Raw genomic sequence first — 15,632 nt, 5'->3', positions numbered from 1 at the left:
TACTGATAGCTATAAAGTGAACGAACCTCAATAATTAATTTATTATCCGTAATATTACTGGTTACTCAACATCATTAATTGGTATTGAGAACAAATTTTTTCAACAACCTGTGGATATTGCGCTAATGCACAAAATTCAATAACTGCTTGGTAAACCCCGTTTTCATTGATACGTTTTGCCATCTCATTCGCTTGCGGGTCACTATCACACCTAAAATGTAATGCAGCAGCAATACCTATAATCAGATTTTTATTAGGTAATTGGTACTCAAGTGTACCTAATAGTGGCTTAACTAGCCTATCATTTGGACTCAGCTTACGTATTGGTTGACGCCCCACACGGTTAACATCATCTTTTAAATAAGGGTTTGCGAAACGAGTTAATATTTTATCAATATATTGGCAATGGGTTTCTTCATTAAAGCCATAACGTTGAATTAATACTTGCCCACTTTCTTCCATCGCAGATTTAACCACAGTATAAATCTTTGGTTCAGCAATCGCATCGCTAATTGTTTGACAACCATATAACTGCCCCAAATATGCGGTAATGGCGTGCCCTGTATTTAATGTAAATAACTTACGTTCGATAAACGCCATCAAATTATCAGTTAGCTCCATTCCATTAATGGTAGGGATCTCGCCAATAAACTGAGTTTGATCGACAATCCACTCACTAAAAGACTCAACAGTAACATCAAGGGGGTCATCATTAGCCGCCTCCATGGGTGGCACAATACGGTCAACAGCTGAATCCACAAAACCAATATGTCGTTCAACCCATTGGTGTAGTTTCTCTGGTAATTGTGCCAACACATGCTGTTTTAATTGACTACTTCCCCTAACCATATTTTCACAAGCAATAATGTTGAGTGGTTGGGTGTTCCCTAATTCTTCACGATAAATAATACCTTTCGCTAATGTCGAGGCTATTTTTTCAAGAACTTGGGGGCCTACTGCCGTTGTCACCATGTCAGCCATAGCAATAAATTCAATGGTTTTTGGATCATTACTATTAACAGCATGGACATGCTGAACTTTTTCAATACGATTTTCTTGCCCAACAATATGAACTTGATAAGATTGTCTGTGGGCTAATTGGTCAATTAGCGGCTGGTTAACATCGGTAAAAGTCACTTGTGAATTCGCATCCGCTAGTAGTTTGCCAATAAAGCCACGACCTATATTTCCTGCTCCAAAATGAATGACTTTCATTGCTATTCCCCCTTACGCTGCACTTTGAGATGCTAAAATTTCGAGCACTTCTTGAACATCTTGCGTTTCACATAAACGTTCAATAACACCCTCTTCATCAAGTGCGGAAGTGATTCGCGTGATCACTTCAATATGCTCATTATTTTGCGCGGCAATACCAATGACTAAACGAGCAACCTCATCAGGTTCTTCACCAAATTGCACCCCTTCAGGGTATTGGCAAATCACAATACCGGTTTTTAAAACACGGTCTTTAGCTTCTATAGTGCCATGTGGCACCGCAATAGATTCACCAAGGTACGTTGAAGTTAATTTCTCTCTTGCTAACATGGCATCAATATAATCAGGCTCAACATATCCACCTTCAACTAACTTTTGCCCCGCAAAGCGAATGGCTTGCGTTTTATTTTCTGCTGTTAGGTTTAAATGAATATGTTTAGCACTTAAAGTAAATAAAGCATCTTCATGTTCAGCAATTTCATAAGATTCATCATTTGCTGCCATAATAGTCTGTTTAATTAAACGCCCATCATTGGCTGCCTTAGGATTTTTTTTAGCAATTAAATTCGTGACTAAATTATTATATGTTTGGCTATCTAAAAAGTTTGTTAAAGAAATGTGCATCGCATTGGGTGCAAATAATTTAGCCCTTTCTGTTAAGTCTTTATGAGTCACAACAATATCAACATTATCGGGTAAATCATTAATAGCCATATTCGTGACTGAGATATCCAATAAACCTGCATCCTGTACTTTTTTAGCTAATACACCAGCTCCCATAGCACTGGACCCCATCCCTGCATCACATGCTACGACGATATTACGCACTCCCATAAAATTAAGTGGTTCGTTTTGGTGACTAGAAACCTTTACTGGTGATTTTGATTGCGTTTTCATATCACGCATCTTTTTGGTTGCGTTATCAAGCTCATCTTCATCACCAACTCGGGTTCTTTTCAATAAAATGGCTGAAACTAGGAAAGAAACTACCGTAGCACTTGTAACCGATAGAATAACCCCAACTAATGATGATTTCGGTGTCATCAGTAGAACTGCAAATATAGACCCTGGTGAAGCAGGAGAAACTAAACCAGCATTAAAAAGGTTCATAACAAATACCCCTGTCATTCCACCTAGAATAACAGCAAGAATTAACCGAGGATTCATTAATACATATGGGAAGTAGATCTCATGAATTCCACCAAAAAAGTGGATTATTGCTGCCCCAGGTGCTGATTGTTTGGCATTTCCCTTACCAAAAAACATGTAAGCTAATAAAACACCTAGCCCGGGCCCTGGGTTTGCTTCAATTAAAAAGAAAATCGATGAGCCCGTTTCGGCCGCTTGTTGGATACCGAGCGGAGAGAAAATACCATGGTTGATTGCATTGTTTAGAAACAATATTTTTGCAGGCTCAACAAATATTGACGTAAGTGGTAGTAAATTGTTTTCTACCATTACATTCACACCCGCAGCTAATATTTTAGACAAGCCAGCCACTAATGGGCCAATAGCAAGATAGGCTAATATAGCTAGCAACATACCGATGATGCCAGAGGAAAAGTTATTCACCAGCATTTCAAAACCTGTTTTGACTTTTCCATCAACCCAGCGGTCAAAACGCTTAATTGCGAAACCACCTAATGGCCCCGCAATCATTGCCCCCATGAACATTGGCATATCCGCCCCAACCACCACTCCCATGGTAGTGATTGCACCGACAATCCCACCCCGCTCACCACCCACTAAACGCCCCCCGGTATAACCGATTAAAAGTGGCAATAAATAAGTGATCATTGGGCCAACAAGTTGAGCTAGTGTTTCATTAGGCCACCAGCCTGTAGGGATAAATAACGCTGTAATTAAACCCCAAGCGATAAAAGCACCAATATTAGGCATAACCATATTACTCAGGAAACGCCCAAAATTCTGTACCTTTAATTTGATATTTGATGTTACCATGATAGAACCCCGTGGTACGAGAATGATAAGGTCATAACGTTATCGCCAAATAACGTCAGTGATTTTTTCAACACTTTCACTCTAACATGCCGTTTATCAGATGCGTACCACGCGGGCTCTCTGTGACCCCGATCACGCTTATACCCCCACCTCCCCCACCTTTATAGTGATATTGATCACGCAAATCACATGTAGCTTAATTACACTGGCTATTTTTAACGCTAAAAACTAGAAATTTGTGACTCACATCACGCAATAAGAAAGCGTGTTTATTTTAAATTAGTGATCACTATCACTAAATATAACTAAATTGTGGTACACCCATCATTTTTTCAATCTGATAACTCTCCAGTTTGTAATAAAATTACAAACTACTGTCCTTATTCCTTAGGCTAAAAATTAGCAATGAGCTAATAGGTACTAAAACTCATTTTCTATCAAAGTTTATTATCTCACCATAAACTCTAACAATAACTCTTACCACAAATATATTTCCATTATTTAACCCGTAAATTTCAATTATCAAATTATTTAAATTCTATCGAAAAAATACATATATGAAACATATAAAATATTAAATTAAGTAAAAAAAATGTGAGTTAACCCTAACTCAAATTAATAAAACCACTATTTATCATTGCAAATTTATTTTTTGTTTGTTAAAAATCTTAACGCCATTTATTAATCAGGTTTATATGGTCAAAAATATATCAATTTTGTTTTTTCTGATAATAATACATTATGAGGGATTAGACTTTGAGCACTGAGTTTTGTTTTACCCGCACCTGTTCAGAAAATAAATTAAGTCGTTTAAGTAATGAATTCCATATTACAAATATATCAACTGGCATTTTAATATCTAAAAATAACACTACCATCATTCAATATGAGACAGCTTATTACACTGCATATTTGTTCGGTAATATTTATAATATATCAGTGCTAAAATCAATTCTCGGTAAAATAGAAGGAAGTACTTGGGCACTTAACGAAATTGAAATACTTTGCTTATTAAGAGAAAAGCTAGGGGATACCGCTATTTATCTAGCTGAAGGAGATTTTTGTTTATTTATCGAATATCATAACGGTACGATTGAAGTGATTACCGAATCACGCGGCTTAAACCTTATTAATGTAGTAAAAGCTGAACAATTTTGGATTACTAATTGCTTAAAAATTGTAGGTAACTTAGAAGGAGAAAAAATTTTTGATTTTTCTCCTGAACATGAAATCATCGAAAATACATTCAAAACAGATACATTCTCGCCAATTAGAAATGTTATTCGGTTAAAACCAGGAACGATAAACACAATCACCCATGATGAACAAAATTACCCTTATATTGAAAGTAGACAACTTGCTACCCCCACAAATAAAAATATCATAACACTGAAAAAAGATGTTCTATACCATTTAATTGATATGGAAATGAGGTATTCCATCTCTAGACTTGTTGATAATAATGAATCTATTGGTATTCCACTATCTGGCGGGCTAGATTCTAGTCTTGTCACTGCTTTAGCCTGCCAATACTTTAAAAAAGTAAAAACTTGGTCTATTGGTAGCGAATTAAGTAATGAGTTTGAATTTGCTCAAATTGTTTCTAACGCCTTAGGAACGGAACATGAAGTTAAAATATTGAGTGACGATGAGATAATTAATGGTGTAATTAACGCTATTTATCATAATGAAATTTTTGATGGTTTATCATCAGAAATCCAATCAGGGTTATTTAACGTTTATAAATTGGCACAAGGTAAAGTTAACTCACTCTTAACTGGATATGGCTCCGATTTACTTTTTGGGGGAATATTAAACCCATTAAAAGATTATCAAAACCCCAATAATATCCTTGCTGAACAAGTTTATAGAACCAAATGGACGGGGGAATTCTCTACTCATGGAGCCAATAGTTATGGGCTAAACGTATATCATCCATTTTGGAATAATGGCCTAATATCCCTATGTAAAAATTTAAACCCTGATTTTAAAATCAGAGATCAGGAGGTTAAAAATATCCTCCGCGAATATACCGATAATCTGCATCTTATTCCAAAAGAAATTGTTTGGCGTAAAAAAATAGGTATTCACGAGGGCTCCTCTGTCAACCAATCCTTTGCCAATATCATTGGTACCAGCGCCACCAACTACCAAGCAAAAACTCGATTTAGCTATGCGGTTTATAAGGAGTTTTTGACTGGGAGACTCACCATTGATGAAGCCACGCCAACGAAACTACGTGAAATAATGAAGAGGATTTAAAGATGATTATTGAGCAAGATTTTGAATCGACTCGTTTATTAACATTGGATCATACAAATAAACATAATCCATTCAGTGAAGAGCTAGAAAATGCAATTAAACATGCGCTGGTTAAAGCCGAAGAAGATAGCCGCATTAAATCTATTGTCGTCTACGGTGGTGTAGGTCGCTCCTTCTCATCAGGAGGTGACTTCAATGAAGTCAAAGCACTTTCTGGAGGAGTTGAAGTCGAACGCTGGATAGACCGCGTAATCGATCTGTATCAAGCTGTTTTAAATGTTAGCAAACCAACTATTGCAGCTATTGATGGTTATGCCATCGGTATGGGGTTCCAGTTCGCAATGATGTTTGACTATCGTGTTATGTCTGACCAAGCGCAATTTATCATGCCGGAGTTAAAACATGGTATTGGCTGTTCTGTTGGTGCAGCAATACTTGAGTTTACACATGGTCACTCTTTGATGAAAAAAATTGTTTTTGAATGCGAAAAACTTTCCGCGACCCAATGTCATCAATATCACATTGCCAATCAAGTAACACCAAGCTCGCATCTTTTAAAAACTGCCTTATTGCAGGCTAATGCATTATCGAAATACCCATCAGCAGCTTTCGGTAATACTAAGAAATTGATGAATAAGAGCTTTATTAAAGTATTAGAAAAAACCAGAGAGCAATCTAAGTTAGTACATAAAAACGCCTTTGCTGCGAAAGATGCTCAAGAACATTTCCAAAAAATACTCGGTAAAAACTATTAATTTATAAGGGATTTTATGAATAATAATCTGCAATGGTTACCTGCTATGCCAACTGGCTTCGGTGCAAAAATGTCGGCAAGTCATTTTATTAATTCGGATACCAACAGTATTAAACATCTGTTAATGCGCCAAGGCTTCTTAATTGTAAATAAACTGAATATCGATGCTAATGAATTTCGTGATATATACGGCAAATATGGCACGATTGTTGAGTATGCAGATGAAAAAATAGATGTCGGATTTGGCTACCGCGACACCCTAAAACTAGATGGTGAAAAAGGAAAAATAGTTACCGGTCGTGGGCAGTTACCCTTCCACGCTGACGGAGGCTTGTTACTCTCACAAGTAGATCAAGTATTCTTATATGCGGTAGAAATTAAAAATATGAAGTTTCGTGGCTCAACAACAATTTGTGATCACGTCCTTGCCTGCAATGAAATGCCGAACCATTTACGTCAAGTACTCGAAAATGAAACTTTCGAAGTCAGAGTATTGGAACATGGCTACTATGTTGATGTTTCACCTGCGGGATGGTTTAAAGTCCCTGTCTTTACCGATTTGGGATGGGTGAGAAAAATGCTAATTTACTTCCCATTTGATACCGACCAACCCGCTAGCTGGGAACCCCGAATCGTTGGGTTTACTAAGGATGAAACTCAAAGGTTTTTTACTGAGTTAAGCGCATTTATGAAGTTACCACGTTACTACTACAAGCACTATTGGGAAAATGGTGATTTGCTCATTATGGATAACCGAAGAGTTATTCATGAACGTGAAGAATTTAATGACGATAAAATTATTCGCCGCCTCTACCGTGGACAAACGGCAGATCTTTAAGTTTATTTAAACGCTAGCTAGGTGAATAACTGGCTAGCCAATATGGAAATTAATGAAATGAACTCAAAGACATTATCAATTTATTTTCGCTATACCACTACGACACTTTGCATAAAATATATAGTAACACTACTTTTAACCTACAAAATAACTAAACGCCTTTCTATCTATATACTAAAGCTAATGGTCAAAAGAAATATAAAAATAATTACCAATAAATTAAATGGGATCTATTTTTGTGGTGAAACACTCGAGCAAGCCAAGGATGTCACTGGTATGTTAGCAAAAAACAATATATCAAGTGTCCTAGACTATGCTGTCGAAGGTGAAGAGGATGCTTCATTTTTTGATGAGGCCGTCAATTCTACACTTAGGTTAATCGAACTCGCCAGTAGTACAAACCATATGCCCTACGTTGTAGTAAAACCATCATCGCTGGGGTCAATCACCGTATATCAGGCTAAAATTAAAAACGACCATGATTTTCTAATATATCAACCTGCTTGGGAAAAAGTACTCAGCAGATACAACCAAATTTTTGCTTATGCAAAACAAATGTCAGTATGTGTCATGATTGATGCTGAGCAATCATGGTTCCAACCTATTATCGATAAAATCGCTATAGAAAATATGCTCAAATACAATAAGGAAAAAGCTGTTATTACACTAACATTACAATGCTATAAAAAATCATCTTATGAGTTCATCCAACTAATGAATAAGTTGGCAATAAAACACAACATAAAAATAGGTATAAAATTGGTCCGTGGCGCCTATTTAGAAGAAGAACTCCAACGAAACGATTCTGCAAGCAACCATTTCTTCACCTCAAAACCGGCTAAAGACGACAACTACAATGCTATCATTGAGTTTATTGCGATTAATATTGAAAATTTCACCCCCTTCTTTGCAACCCATAACAAAGCAAGTATCTCCAAAATATTAGAGAATACGCGGCTAACAAACCACCATTACTGGTTAGGGCAATTGTATGGCGTAGGCGATCACATTTCACTCAATGCCGTTAAACATGGCGCTAGAGTATGTAAGTATTTGCCATATGGGCCATTTGAAAAATCTTTACCTTACTTACTTAGACGAATAGAAGAAAATGCCGTGTCTATAACGACTTTTCGTCATGAAAATAAACTTATTCGAAAAGAAATAATATCCAGAATTGTAGGTAAAAACCATGAGTAAAGCACCTTATCACTTAATTATTGGTAATAATAACTTTACTATTATGTCTAATGAAACCATTCTAGAATGTGCTTATAAAAATGGAGTGAAAATAAAATATCATTGTGCTGCTGGGCATTGTGGTAAATGTAAAGTTAAATTAATTTCAGGTGAAGTAAAGCTTGATCATTCTGGTGGTATATCCAAAGAAGATATTGCCAACGGCTTTATTTTAACTTGTTGCTCCTTTGCAAAAGGTGATATTCAGATTTAACCGCGCTTGCTATTAAGTATTTTTTATTAAACTTTAAAGATAGGAATTTAAACATGAAATATTTTTTGCTTGCCTGTTGTCTAATTTTTTCAACCTTCAGCCAAGCTGCTAGCACAGATAAATATATGATGTTAATTCAGCAAGCTTTAGATAAGCAACCACCTTTATGTTTAGGGGAAACTCAATGGCCAGTATCTATGAATAAAGGAGGGTCGATGTGGGTAAATGCGCAAATGGAAGCACTCGTTGATGCAGGCCTAGCTAAATCGCAATGGATATCAAATCAAAAAATTTGGCAGCTAACCACGAAAGGACAAACTGAATTTAATAAGCATGGAGATTTCTGCTATGGTCGTGTACGCATTAACAAAATTGAGAATATCATTGATGATGGTAACGGTAACACTTCTGTCATTTTTTACTATTATATAGACAAACTTCCTCTATGGGCTAAACATAAATCTATCAGAGTGGCACATACAGATTTAGACAACCTTGTTACCGGGGTTAATAACGCACGTTATCAAGCAGACTTTATGACTACCCCAGCAGGTTCAATAAAAGTTATAGGTGAGCCTTATCAATTAGATCTATTTTATTAGATCTACTCATACTATTCTAAAGTTTTCAAAAATAGCTAATTTCGTAAAAGTATTCACTTTTTAGTTTAAATATCTCTCAATAGAGTGCCCCTTAAATTAAACATATAGGATTTTAATACAGTATGAAATACTTGGCTTCACTAATTCTATTTATCTTACCAATCTGGAGTACCCATGCATCCTCCTCTTTATTCCAAGAAGTATATATTGACCAAGGGGATTATTACGTAGGTGCTGTTTTTGGTGATCATGATTATAAATCAAATTCAAATGTCAAGCTTAATGGCTATTTTATTATGAATACTGAAGTAACCTACAAACTTTACGATGAGATTATTAATTGGGCACACGGACAAGGTTATAAGATAAATGAGGGTTGTAATGGTTCCTTTTATGATGACTGCCGTACATCTGACTTAAATAATAAAGACCATCCAATTACTAATATTGAATGGTCTGATGCGATTGTGTTTGCTAATGCATTGAGTGAAAAAATGGGGCTAGAACCTGCCTATATAATTGCAGATAATTCTATTTTGCGAGATAGCTCACAATATAGTTTTTCAATAAATAATAATGCCAATGGTTATAGATTACCAACAATTGCAGAGTGGATGGTCGCAGCGAGAGGAGGAAATAATGGCCTAATTGATGGTACATATGGGCATTATTATTCCGGAAGTAATAATGCAAAGGAAGTTGCCTGGTTTCCCGAACCTAATACAGAGCTATTCGGCACCAGTCCTGTTGGTAAATTAAAAGCGAATGCTCTAGGAATTTATGATATGAGTGGTAACGTATATGAATGGGTCTATGATAGCGAAACCGTGTTAGGCACAGAAATGTATTATTTCTGTGGTGGAAGCTATTTACAACCAGCAGGCTTATCAAGTTGTGATATTCACAGCGCGGGTTTTGTTATGCCCGACATTGGTTTTAGACTAGTTCGGAGTGCGACCAAATGAAACTTAAGAAACTCATCTATTTATTATTATTAGCTAGCTTTATGAGCAACAGTAGCACATTAGTCATGTTAAAAGATGGGCAAAATAATATAGACCTTAATAATAATGGTATTACTGACATCATTTTTTTAGCTAGCTTTGACAATAATACATCACACCCTAATCGCACTGCGACTATTTTTATGAAAGATAACAAAAAATGGTCAATCATTCCCACTCCAGATGATAATGGGTTTATTTGGAGCGATTTTAGCCTATCTGCATCTATGGTTAAAATCTCTGATTTTGAATTACATCAGTATAAAAACCATTATTATATGGTTAAAGGAACAAAATTTATAGATAATAACAACAGTGGAGATTTAAGTGATAATACTCAAATAAAATTTATTCGTTATAAAATAGCAAATAATGAGGTAGACCCTGGAGTCTCTAATTTATATTGGCAACCAACTGGCAGCTACATTACAACTGAGAAATACCTTAATGTAGATGATGCTTTCAAATTTTTAGATATGGCGCTATTTAAATAAGATCATCATATTACGGCGTACTTAAATTAATTATTTTCTGCGTCGTAATAGTTTTAGGCTGTAAGCTTATCTTAACGCATATCGTGAGTATCATAATTTCACGATATCAATCATTTTATTATTACTTACTGGTTAAAGTCCCCTAATCCTTACTACCCCTCTCTATAAAACCCGTCAAATATTATTGCGATTATCAAAAATGGTATTTAACTCACTTTATTATTAAGACACTATTTTGATTTACTACAAGGGGTTTCCGTGGAAAAACATTTCTAAAATTAATTAAAATATAAATGCAATGACTTTAACAATAATTTTTTTGTTTATATTGCCATCGGCTTTAGGAAACTCTCCGAGTTTAAAATATAGGTTTTTTAATTATTTTATAACTATTTGCCATTTAACGCTCCCCATCAAACTAAATGGCTATAGATGGGGAATGTTATCAACATATTCTAGGGTAGAATTGCAAAAGAGCGTACCGGAAAACCGCTTGCATTGTTTGGTTTAGCTACGATATTAAAAATAACAGCGCCCCGAGTAGGCACTTGGTCTAGGTTAGCCAGTAACTCAACTTGGTAAGTATCCTGTTCTAATACGTAATATTCCCCCAATAATGCATTATTTTTCCGAAAATCTTTCGCTGCGTCAGTATCAAAGGTTTCATGACCAATCGCTTTAATGCCTCTCACTTCAAATAAAAACTTAAGTGCATCCATTCCCCAGCCAGGTATTTGGTTATTACCTTCTTCGTCTTTGTTATCCATAAGTTCTTGCGAGGGCCATCGCTTGCTCCAATCTGTACGTAATGCAACAAAGCTGCCTGACTCAATTTGACCGTGTTGTTGTTCAAACGCTAAAACATCATCAAGATTAAATGCAAAATTTGGGTCTTTCTTTGCTCTTTGTGACTGATCAATTACGATTAAAGGTAAAACAAGCTCTTTCAATTCTAATTCGTGTAAGTAGCGCTTTCCTTCTACAAAGTGACATGGAGCATCAATATGTGTTCCATATTGCCCAGGGAAAGTAAATTGCTGTGCAAAAAAACCCTCAGGGTAGCCAAATAATGTTTTAAATTCAGCTGAATCAAACATAAAAAAATGGGGTGAATCCTTATCAAAGCTATGAGTCAAATCAACCCATTTTTTTGCCTTTATCACATTAAATGCATTTATTAATTCATTATTCATATGTTCCCCTGCCTGATTGACTTTTTAAACTGAGTTAACTCTACGCGGTTCTTATCGTACTTTTGTTTCCTATTAAATATCTAAAAAACATAACGTTGTCTAGCAATTCAACACGAATAATTTTCATACTAAATCAGTAAAATAATATAAAAAAGCCACTAATAAGTGGCTAAAAGATGTTGAACAATAAATAAAATAGACTAGGTTTTTATTTTGGATACTTACTCCAGCTTTCTGGTTCAATAAAACCATCATAAATACGCTGTGAGCGAATATAATCTGCATATTCTTTTGATTCAAAAGCATCTTTTAAATCTTTAGCCCATTGAGAATCAAGGTTTTCCTGCATCACAGTAACAATAACACGGTGTTCCAAAGGTGAATCTTCTACCACCAATCCATCCGCTATTCTCTGCCCTGCACTCGCAACATAATTTCCATTTACCACAACAAAATCAACATCATCTAATAAACGTAAACCTTGTGCTGCATCTGTTTCTCTAATATCAAGCTGATATTTCGCTGGTGAAATATCATTCACACTAAAACTTAACGTACTAACATCAGGTTTAATTTTAACCCAGCCCAGTTGCTCTAAAATCCTAGCCCCTCGTTCTGCATTAACAGGGTCGTTCGATAACGCAACAATCATGCCATCTCTGACTTCATCGAGTGATTTATGTTTATTTGACCGCAAACTTTGTGGTGCACTAGGAGAGTCGGTCAGCGCTACCATATTAATATTATTTTTTTTATTATAAGCATCCATATAAGCGCGACTTTGGTTAACAGATGCATCTATTGATCCCTCTTCAAAAGCAGGGTTTATTTGCCTATTTTGTGAAAACTGACGCAAATTAACGGTATAGCCTTTCTTTTCTAGAATAGGGACAATACCTTTCTCAACTTGGTCAATATAATTTCCCACGCCAAAGCCTATCGTAATGTGTTTTTTATTTGGATTATTTTTTTCATTATTATCGCCACACCCAGCAAGTACGATTACCGCTGTAGCCATTAACGATAAATTTATTATTTTTTGTTTTAACATAGATAACAACCCTGTAAAGATATTTTGGGCAGTATAATCATAATTTGTAAGTTCTACTTAGATCATATCGTTATACCTTAATACAAAAGTAATATAACAATCTATTTTAATTCTTTTTAGCTATAAGGATATAACAAATAGATCGTTCGGTTAATGATGAGCTTGATATGTAATAAAGGAGATAAAAAAACGTTTAAAAAAAGTGAGTTACTTTATGACTGTTTTCAATGATGATTTAATTAATTACCTGACTGATTTAACACCAGACTCCAATTTAGCTAAAATTCGCGAAGAGCGCGCAGCAGCAACAGATAATACTCAAGCTTGTTTCAATGCTATTTTTTCTGTGCCATCTACTTTGCTTTCAAATGATGTGAAATATTATTTTGCTTATCAAGTCGCTGAACTAACGGGCAGCCCACGCCTTGCGAAATTCTATTTTAAGTTAGCTGGGTCTGTGCCAGAAATAACTCATTCCCTCCCTTTTCAGGCCGCTAAAGAATATCTACAAATATTAACTCAATCACCTAAAGAGACAAATTACCATTTAATTGAACCATTAATTGAACATGGTTGGGGCGAGCATGACATTATTTTACTGGCGCAGTTAGTGACTTATGTCACTTACCAAGCCCGCCTCATTGAGGGCATATTGTTACTTTCTGGTAATAGCGATAGTACAACTCACCCAAATAAAGTTGTGGCTGGTAAATGGAATCAACAACCAATAACTCAGCAAGGCCGGCCATCACCAACAGCTTTTACTCAAGACAATTTAGGTTGGGAACCATGGCTATCGGCAAGGCTGCCAGACTCTTTATCCGCCGAAGAAGCACAAACCATGAAAAAATTCGGCCAATTAAATTCAGAATATTTTTTACTACTTGCTCACCAAAGCAAAATTTTAGAATTACGCACATTAGTTGACCGCGGAGTATTTTACACAACGGATGGCCTTCCTCGTTGGGAGCGGGAATTTGCTGCCGCTGTTGTGAGTAAAGTCAATGGCTGCATTTACTGTGCTTCCGTTCATGCACGAAAAGCAAGCCAATATGCTAAGGCACGCCGTCCCGACGTTGAAAAACTATTATCGACAGCGCCAGGCTCAATACTTGCCGAAGGTTTTGATGAAAGATTAACCGCGATCACGGATTTAGCCGCATCTTTGTCTGCAACACCAATTCAAGCAGATACGCAGCAAATTGAAACCCTACGAAAACTCGGTTTATCCGAACTTGAATTGCTTGATCTGATTCAATCTAGTGCTTTCTTTTCGTGGGCAAACCGTCTCATGCTGTCCTTAGGTGAACCATTTGAAATTACAGAAGGTAAGGAGTAATTAAATGGCATTACCTATCGGCTTAGATGCATTAGAGGCACAAGTAAAACAAGATCTGCAATATCTAAATTTACCTATTAGCTCCTGGTCGTTATCAGGAAATAATAAACATAAAACACAAGTTGATGTGGCTATTATTGGTGCTGGTATGTCAGGGATTACCGCGGCGTTTGCACTTAAGTTACAGGGTATTGAAGCTATCGTTTTTGATCAGGCTCCCATTAGAAAAGAAGGCCCATGGCAAACACCTGCGTTGATGGAAACACTACGCTCTCCAAAACATGTTGTTGGCCCAGCCTTAGCTTCTCCATCTTTAACCTTTCAAGCTTGGTTTAAAGCGCAATTCGGTGTCCAAAAATGGGAAGAACTCGATAAGATCCCTCGTTTACAATGGGGGGAATATCTACAATGGTTTAGAACCATGACAGAACCTTATGTCCTAAATCAGTATCAATTAATTGATATTTTACCAACTAATGATTACCGCGAATTAATATTTGATACGCCTGAGGGCAAAGTCACTTATCAAGCGTTACATGTCATCTTGGCGACAGGAATGGAATCATTTAGCGAAGCTAATATCCCCAGTTTTATGGATAATATTCCTACCGCTTATTGGGAGCATTCATACGCAGGCTCCGATTATCGCCGTTTTAAGGGGCTAGATATTGGTGTTGTCGGCTATAGCGCAGGCGCAATGGACAGCTCTGCGACCGCATTGGAAAATGGCGCTAACTCGGTCGAGATTTTAATTCGAGCAAGTGATATGCCACGCGTAAACCGAGGTAAAGTAGCTGGTAGTCCAGGTTTTACTAACGCCTATAGCTATTTTACCGATGCACAAAAATGGCACTATGCTGACTATGTCGCTAAAGCAAAAACGCCCGCTCCACATGGTAGTACACTACGCGTATCTCGCCATAAAAATGCTTATTTCAACTTTAATACTGAAGTTAACTTTGTTGAGTTGAATAATAAAAAGTTAGATATCACCACAACGAGTGGCAAATACACCGTAGATTATCTAATTTTAGCAACTGGCTATCGTATAAATTGGTCTAAAAATAGCGCTTTCAACCGACTCACTCCTCTGATTAAAACATGGGGAGATGTTTTCATTCCCCCTGCTAATGAGCAAAATTCAGAGTTAGCATCACACCCTTATTTAGGCAATCACTTTGAATTAGTCGCTAAAAATAGTAATGATAACCATAAAATCAATCAGTTATATTGCTTTAATTTATCAGCGTCACTCAGTATGGGACCTGTTATTGGTTTAATTCCTGGTACTAATGTCGGCGCTGAGCGATTGGCTGGGCATATTGCCGCAAAATTATATCTTGCGCATCGCGAACAACATCTTGAATTAGTCAAAATGAGCCAAGAGGCTGAATTATTAGGTGATGAATGGCGAGCTGCCTCTCCTCAATCAGAGCGTATACAACTAACTGATAATGTAGAGTAA

The 15,632-nt window shown here is 36.4% G+C and carries 14 protein-coding genes; 10 read left to right on the top strand and 4 right to left on the bottom strand.

The window, feature by feature from the left end; genetic code table 11:
- Window positions 1-54 precede the first annotated feature (54 nt).
- Together ABE954_RS08500 and ABE954_RS08495 are read right to left on the bottom strand one after the other, a co-directional pair.
- Window positions 55-1,215: a mannitol-1-phosphate 5-dehydrogenase gene (locus ABE954_RS08500; RefSeq protein ID WP_042844555.1), complete on the bottom strand. Its 1,161-nt coding sequence runs from the start codon at window positions 1,213-1,215 to the stop codon at window positions 55-57.
- Window positions 1,216-1,227: 12 nt separating this feature from the next.
- Window positions 1,228-3,177: a PTS mannitol transporter subunit IICBA gene (locus tag ABE954_RS08495; RefSeq protein WP_371025851.1), complete on the bottom strand. Its 1,950-nt coding sequence runs from the start codon at window positions 3,175-3,177 to the stop codon at window positions 1,228-1,230.
- A 756-nt stretch (window positions 3,178-3,933) separates the two neighbouring features.
- On the opposite strand from ABE954_RS08495, the gene ABE954_RS08490 reads away from it, so the two are divergent.
- The 8 genes from ABE954_RS08490 to ABE954_RS08455 all read left to right on the top strand — a co-directional run bounded on the left by ABE954_RS08490 (window position 3,934) and on the right by ABE954_RS08455 (window position 10,584).
- The gene (locus ABE954_RS08490; protein ID WP_166696650.1) at window positions 3,934-5,439 is read left to right on the top strand and encodes an asparagine synthetase B family protein; all 1,506 of its coding nucleotides are present in this window, start codon (window positions 3,934-3,936) and stop codon (window positions 5,437-5,439) included.
- 2 nt (window positions 5,440-5,441) lie between these two features.
- Window positions 5,442-6,194, top strand: coding sequence for an enoyl-CoA hydratase/isomerase family protein (locus tag ABE954_RS08485; protein ID WP_042844560.1), 753 nt, complete (start codon window positions 5,442-5,444; stop codon window positions 6,192-6,194).
- A 15-nt stretch (window positions 6,195-6,209) separates the two neighbouring features.
- Window positions 6,210-7,031 (top strand): TauD/TfdA family dioxygenase, encoded by an 822-nt coding sequence (locus ABE954_RS08480; RefSeq protein ID WP_166687202.1) that lies wholly within the window; start codon window positions 6,210-6,212, stop codon window positions 7,029-7,031.
- A gap of 42 nt (window positions 7,032-7,073) precedes the next feature.
- The gene (locus ABE954_RS08475) at window positions 7,074-8,231 is read left to right on the top strand and encodes a proline dehydrogenase family protein (protein ID WP_371025850.1); all 1,158 of its coding nucleotides are present in this window, start codon (window positions 7,074-7,076) and stop codon (window positions 8,229-8,231) included.
- Entirely contained in the window at window positions 8,224-8,484 is a 261-nt protein-coding gene (locus tag ABE954_RS08470; protein WP_166687203.1) for a 2Fe-2S iron-sulfur cluster binding domain-containing protein, read from the top strand. Before ABE954_RS08475 ends, ABE954_RS08470 begins: the two co-directional genes overlap by 8 nt.
- Before the next feature lie 53 nt (window positions 8,485-8,537).
- Window positions 8,538-9,086 carry a hypothetical protein gene (locus ABE954_RS08465; protein WP_042844565.1) on the top strand — a complete coding sequence of 183 codons (549 nt, stop codon included), beginning with the start codon at window positions 8,538-8,540 and terminating at the stop codon, window positions 9,084-9,086.
- A 122-nt stretch (window positions 9,087-9,208) separates the two neighbouring features.
- On the top strand, window positions 9,209-10,051 hold the full coding sequence (locus ABE954_RS08460; protein WP_071548201.1) for an SUMF1/EgtB/PvdO family nonheme iron enzyme: 843 nt from the start codon (window positions 9,209-9,211) through the stop codon (window positions 10,049-10,051).
- Window positions 10,048-10,584 (top strand): hypothetical protein, encoded by a 537-nt coding sequence (locus tag ABE954_RS08455; RefSeq protein WP_048607569.1) that lies wholly within the window; start codon window positions 10,048-10,050, stop codon window positions 10,582-10,584. Before ABE954_RS08460 ends, ABE954_RS08455 begins: the two co-directional genes overlap by 4 nt.
- Before the next feature lie 455 nt (window positions 10,585-11,039).
- Here ABE954_RS08455 and ABE954_RS08450 read toward each other — a convergent pair whose 3' ends face one another.
- A complete protein-coding gene (locus ABE954_RS08450) occupies window positions 11,040-11,777 on the bottom strand; it encodes a cyclase family protein (protein WP_042844570.1) in 738 nt (245 codons plus the stop codon).
- A gap of 208 nt (window positions 11,778-11,985) precedes the next feature.
- The gene (locus tag ABE954_RS08445) at window positions 11,986-12,828 is read right to left on the bottom strand and encodes a MetQ/NlpA family ABC transporter substrate-binding protein (protein ID WP_048607571.1); all 843 of its coding nucleotides are present in this window, start codon (window positions 12,826-12,828) and stop codon (window positions 11,986-11,988) included.
- A gap of 214 nt (window positions 12,829-13,042) precedes the next feature.
- Between ABE954_RS08445 and ABE954_RS08440 the strand changes: the two genes are divergently transcribed.
- Both ABE954_RS08440 and ABE954_RS08435 read left to right on the top strand, forming a co-directional pair.
- Window positions 13,043-14,167 carry an alkylhydroperoxidase domain protein gene (locus ABE954_RS08440; RefSeq protein ID WP_166687204.1) on the top strand — a complete coding sequence of 375 codons (1,125 nt, stop codon included), beginning with the start codon at window positions 13,043-13,045 and terminating at the stop codon, window positions 14,165-14,167.
- A gap of 4 nt (window positions 14,168-14,171) precedes the next feature.
- On the top strand, window positions 14,172-15,632 hold the full coding sequence (locus tag ABE954_RS08435) for an FAD/NAD(P)-binding protein (RefSeq protein WP_166687205.1): 1,461 nt from the start codon (window positions 14,172-14,174) through the stop codon (window positions 15,630-15,632).

The sequence above is a fragment of the Providencia sp. TYF-12 genome (assembly GCF_041344805.1).
Lineage (GTDB): Bacteria > Pseudomonadota > Gammaproteobacteria > Enterobacterales > Enterobacteriaceae > Providencia > Providencia huashanensis.
The sequence above is the reverse complement of the archived record's forward strand: the minus strand, read 5'-3'. Positions and strand labels throughout refer to the sequence as shown.

What these genes read in the sequence shown, in the direction of transcription:
- ABE954_RS08500 (WP_042844555.1), bottom strand. Translation starts at nt 1,215, where the DNA reads ATGAAAGTCATTCATTTTGGAGCAGGAAATATAGGTCGTGGCTTTATT.
- ABE954_RS08495 (WP_371025851.1), bottom strand. Translation starts at nt 3,177, where the DNA reads ATGGTAACATCAAATATCAAATTAAAGGTACAGAATTTTGGGCGTTTC.
- ABE954_RS08485 (WP_042844560.1), top strand. Translation starts at nt 5,442, where the DNA reads ATGATTATTGAGCAAGATTTTGAATCGACTCGTTTATTAACATTGGAT.
- ABE954_RS08480 (WP_166687202.1), top strand. Translation starts at nt 6,210, where the DNA reads ATGAATAATAATCTGCAATGGTTACCTGCTATGCCAACTGGCTTCGGT.
- ABE954_RS08475 (WP_371025850.1), top strand. Translation starts at nt 7,074, where the DNA reads ATGGAAATTAATGAAATGAACTCAAAGACATTATCAATTTATTTTCGC.
- ABE954_RS08470 (WP_166687203.1), top strand. Translation starts at nt 8,224, where the DNA reads ATGAGTAAAGCACCTTATCACTTAATTATTGGTAATAATAACTTTACT.
- ABE954_RS08465 (WP_042844565.1), top strand. Translation starts at nt 8,538, where the DNA reads ATGAAATATTTTTTGCTTGCCTGTTGTCTAATTTTTTCAACCTTCAGC.
- ABE954_RS08460 (WP_071548201.1), top strand. Translation starts at nt 9,209, where the DNA reads ATGAAATACTTGGCTTCACTAATTCTATTTATCTTACCAATCTGGAGT.
- ABE954_RS08455 (WP_048607569.1), top strand. Translation starts at nt 10,048, where the DNA reads ATGAAACTTAAGAAACTCATCTATTTATTATTATTAGCTAGCTTTATG.
- ABE954_RS08450 (WP_042844570.1), bottom strand. Translation starts at nt 11,777, where the DNA reads ATGAATAATGAATTAATAAATGCATTTAATGTGATAAAGGCAAAAAAA.
- ABE954_RS08445 (WP_048607571.1), bottom strand. Translation starts at nt 12,828, where the DNA reads ATGTTAAAACAAAAAATAATAAATTTATCGTTAATGGCTACAGCGGTA.
- ABE954_RS08440 (WP_166687204.1), top strand. Translation starts at nt 13,043, where the DNA reads ATGACTGTTTTCAATGATGATTTAATTAATTACCTGACTGATTTAACA.
- ABE954_RS08435 (WP_166687205.1), top strand. Translation starts at nt 14,172, where the DNA reads ATGGCATTACCTATCGGCTTAGATGCATTAGAGGCACAAGTAAAACAA.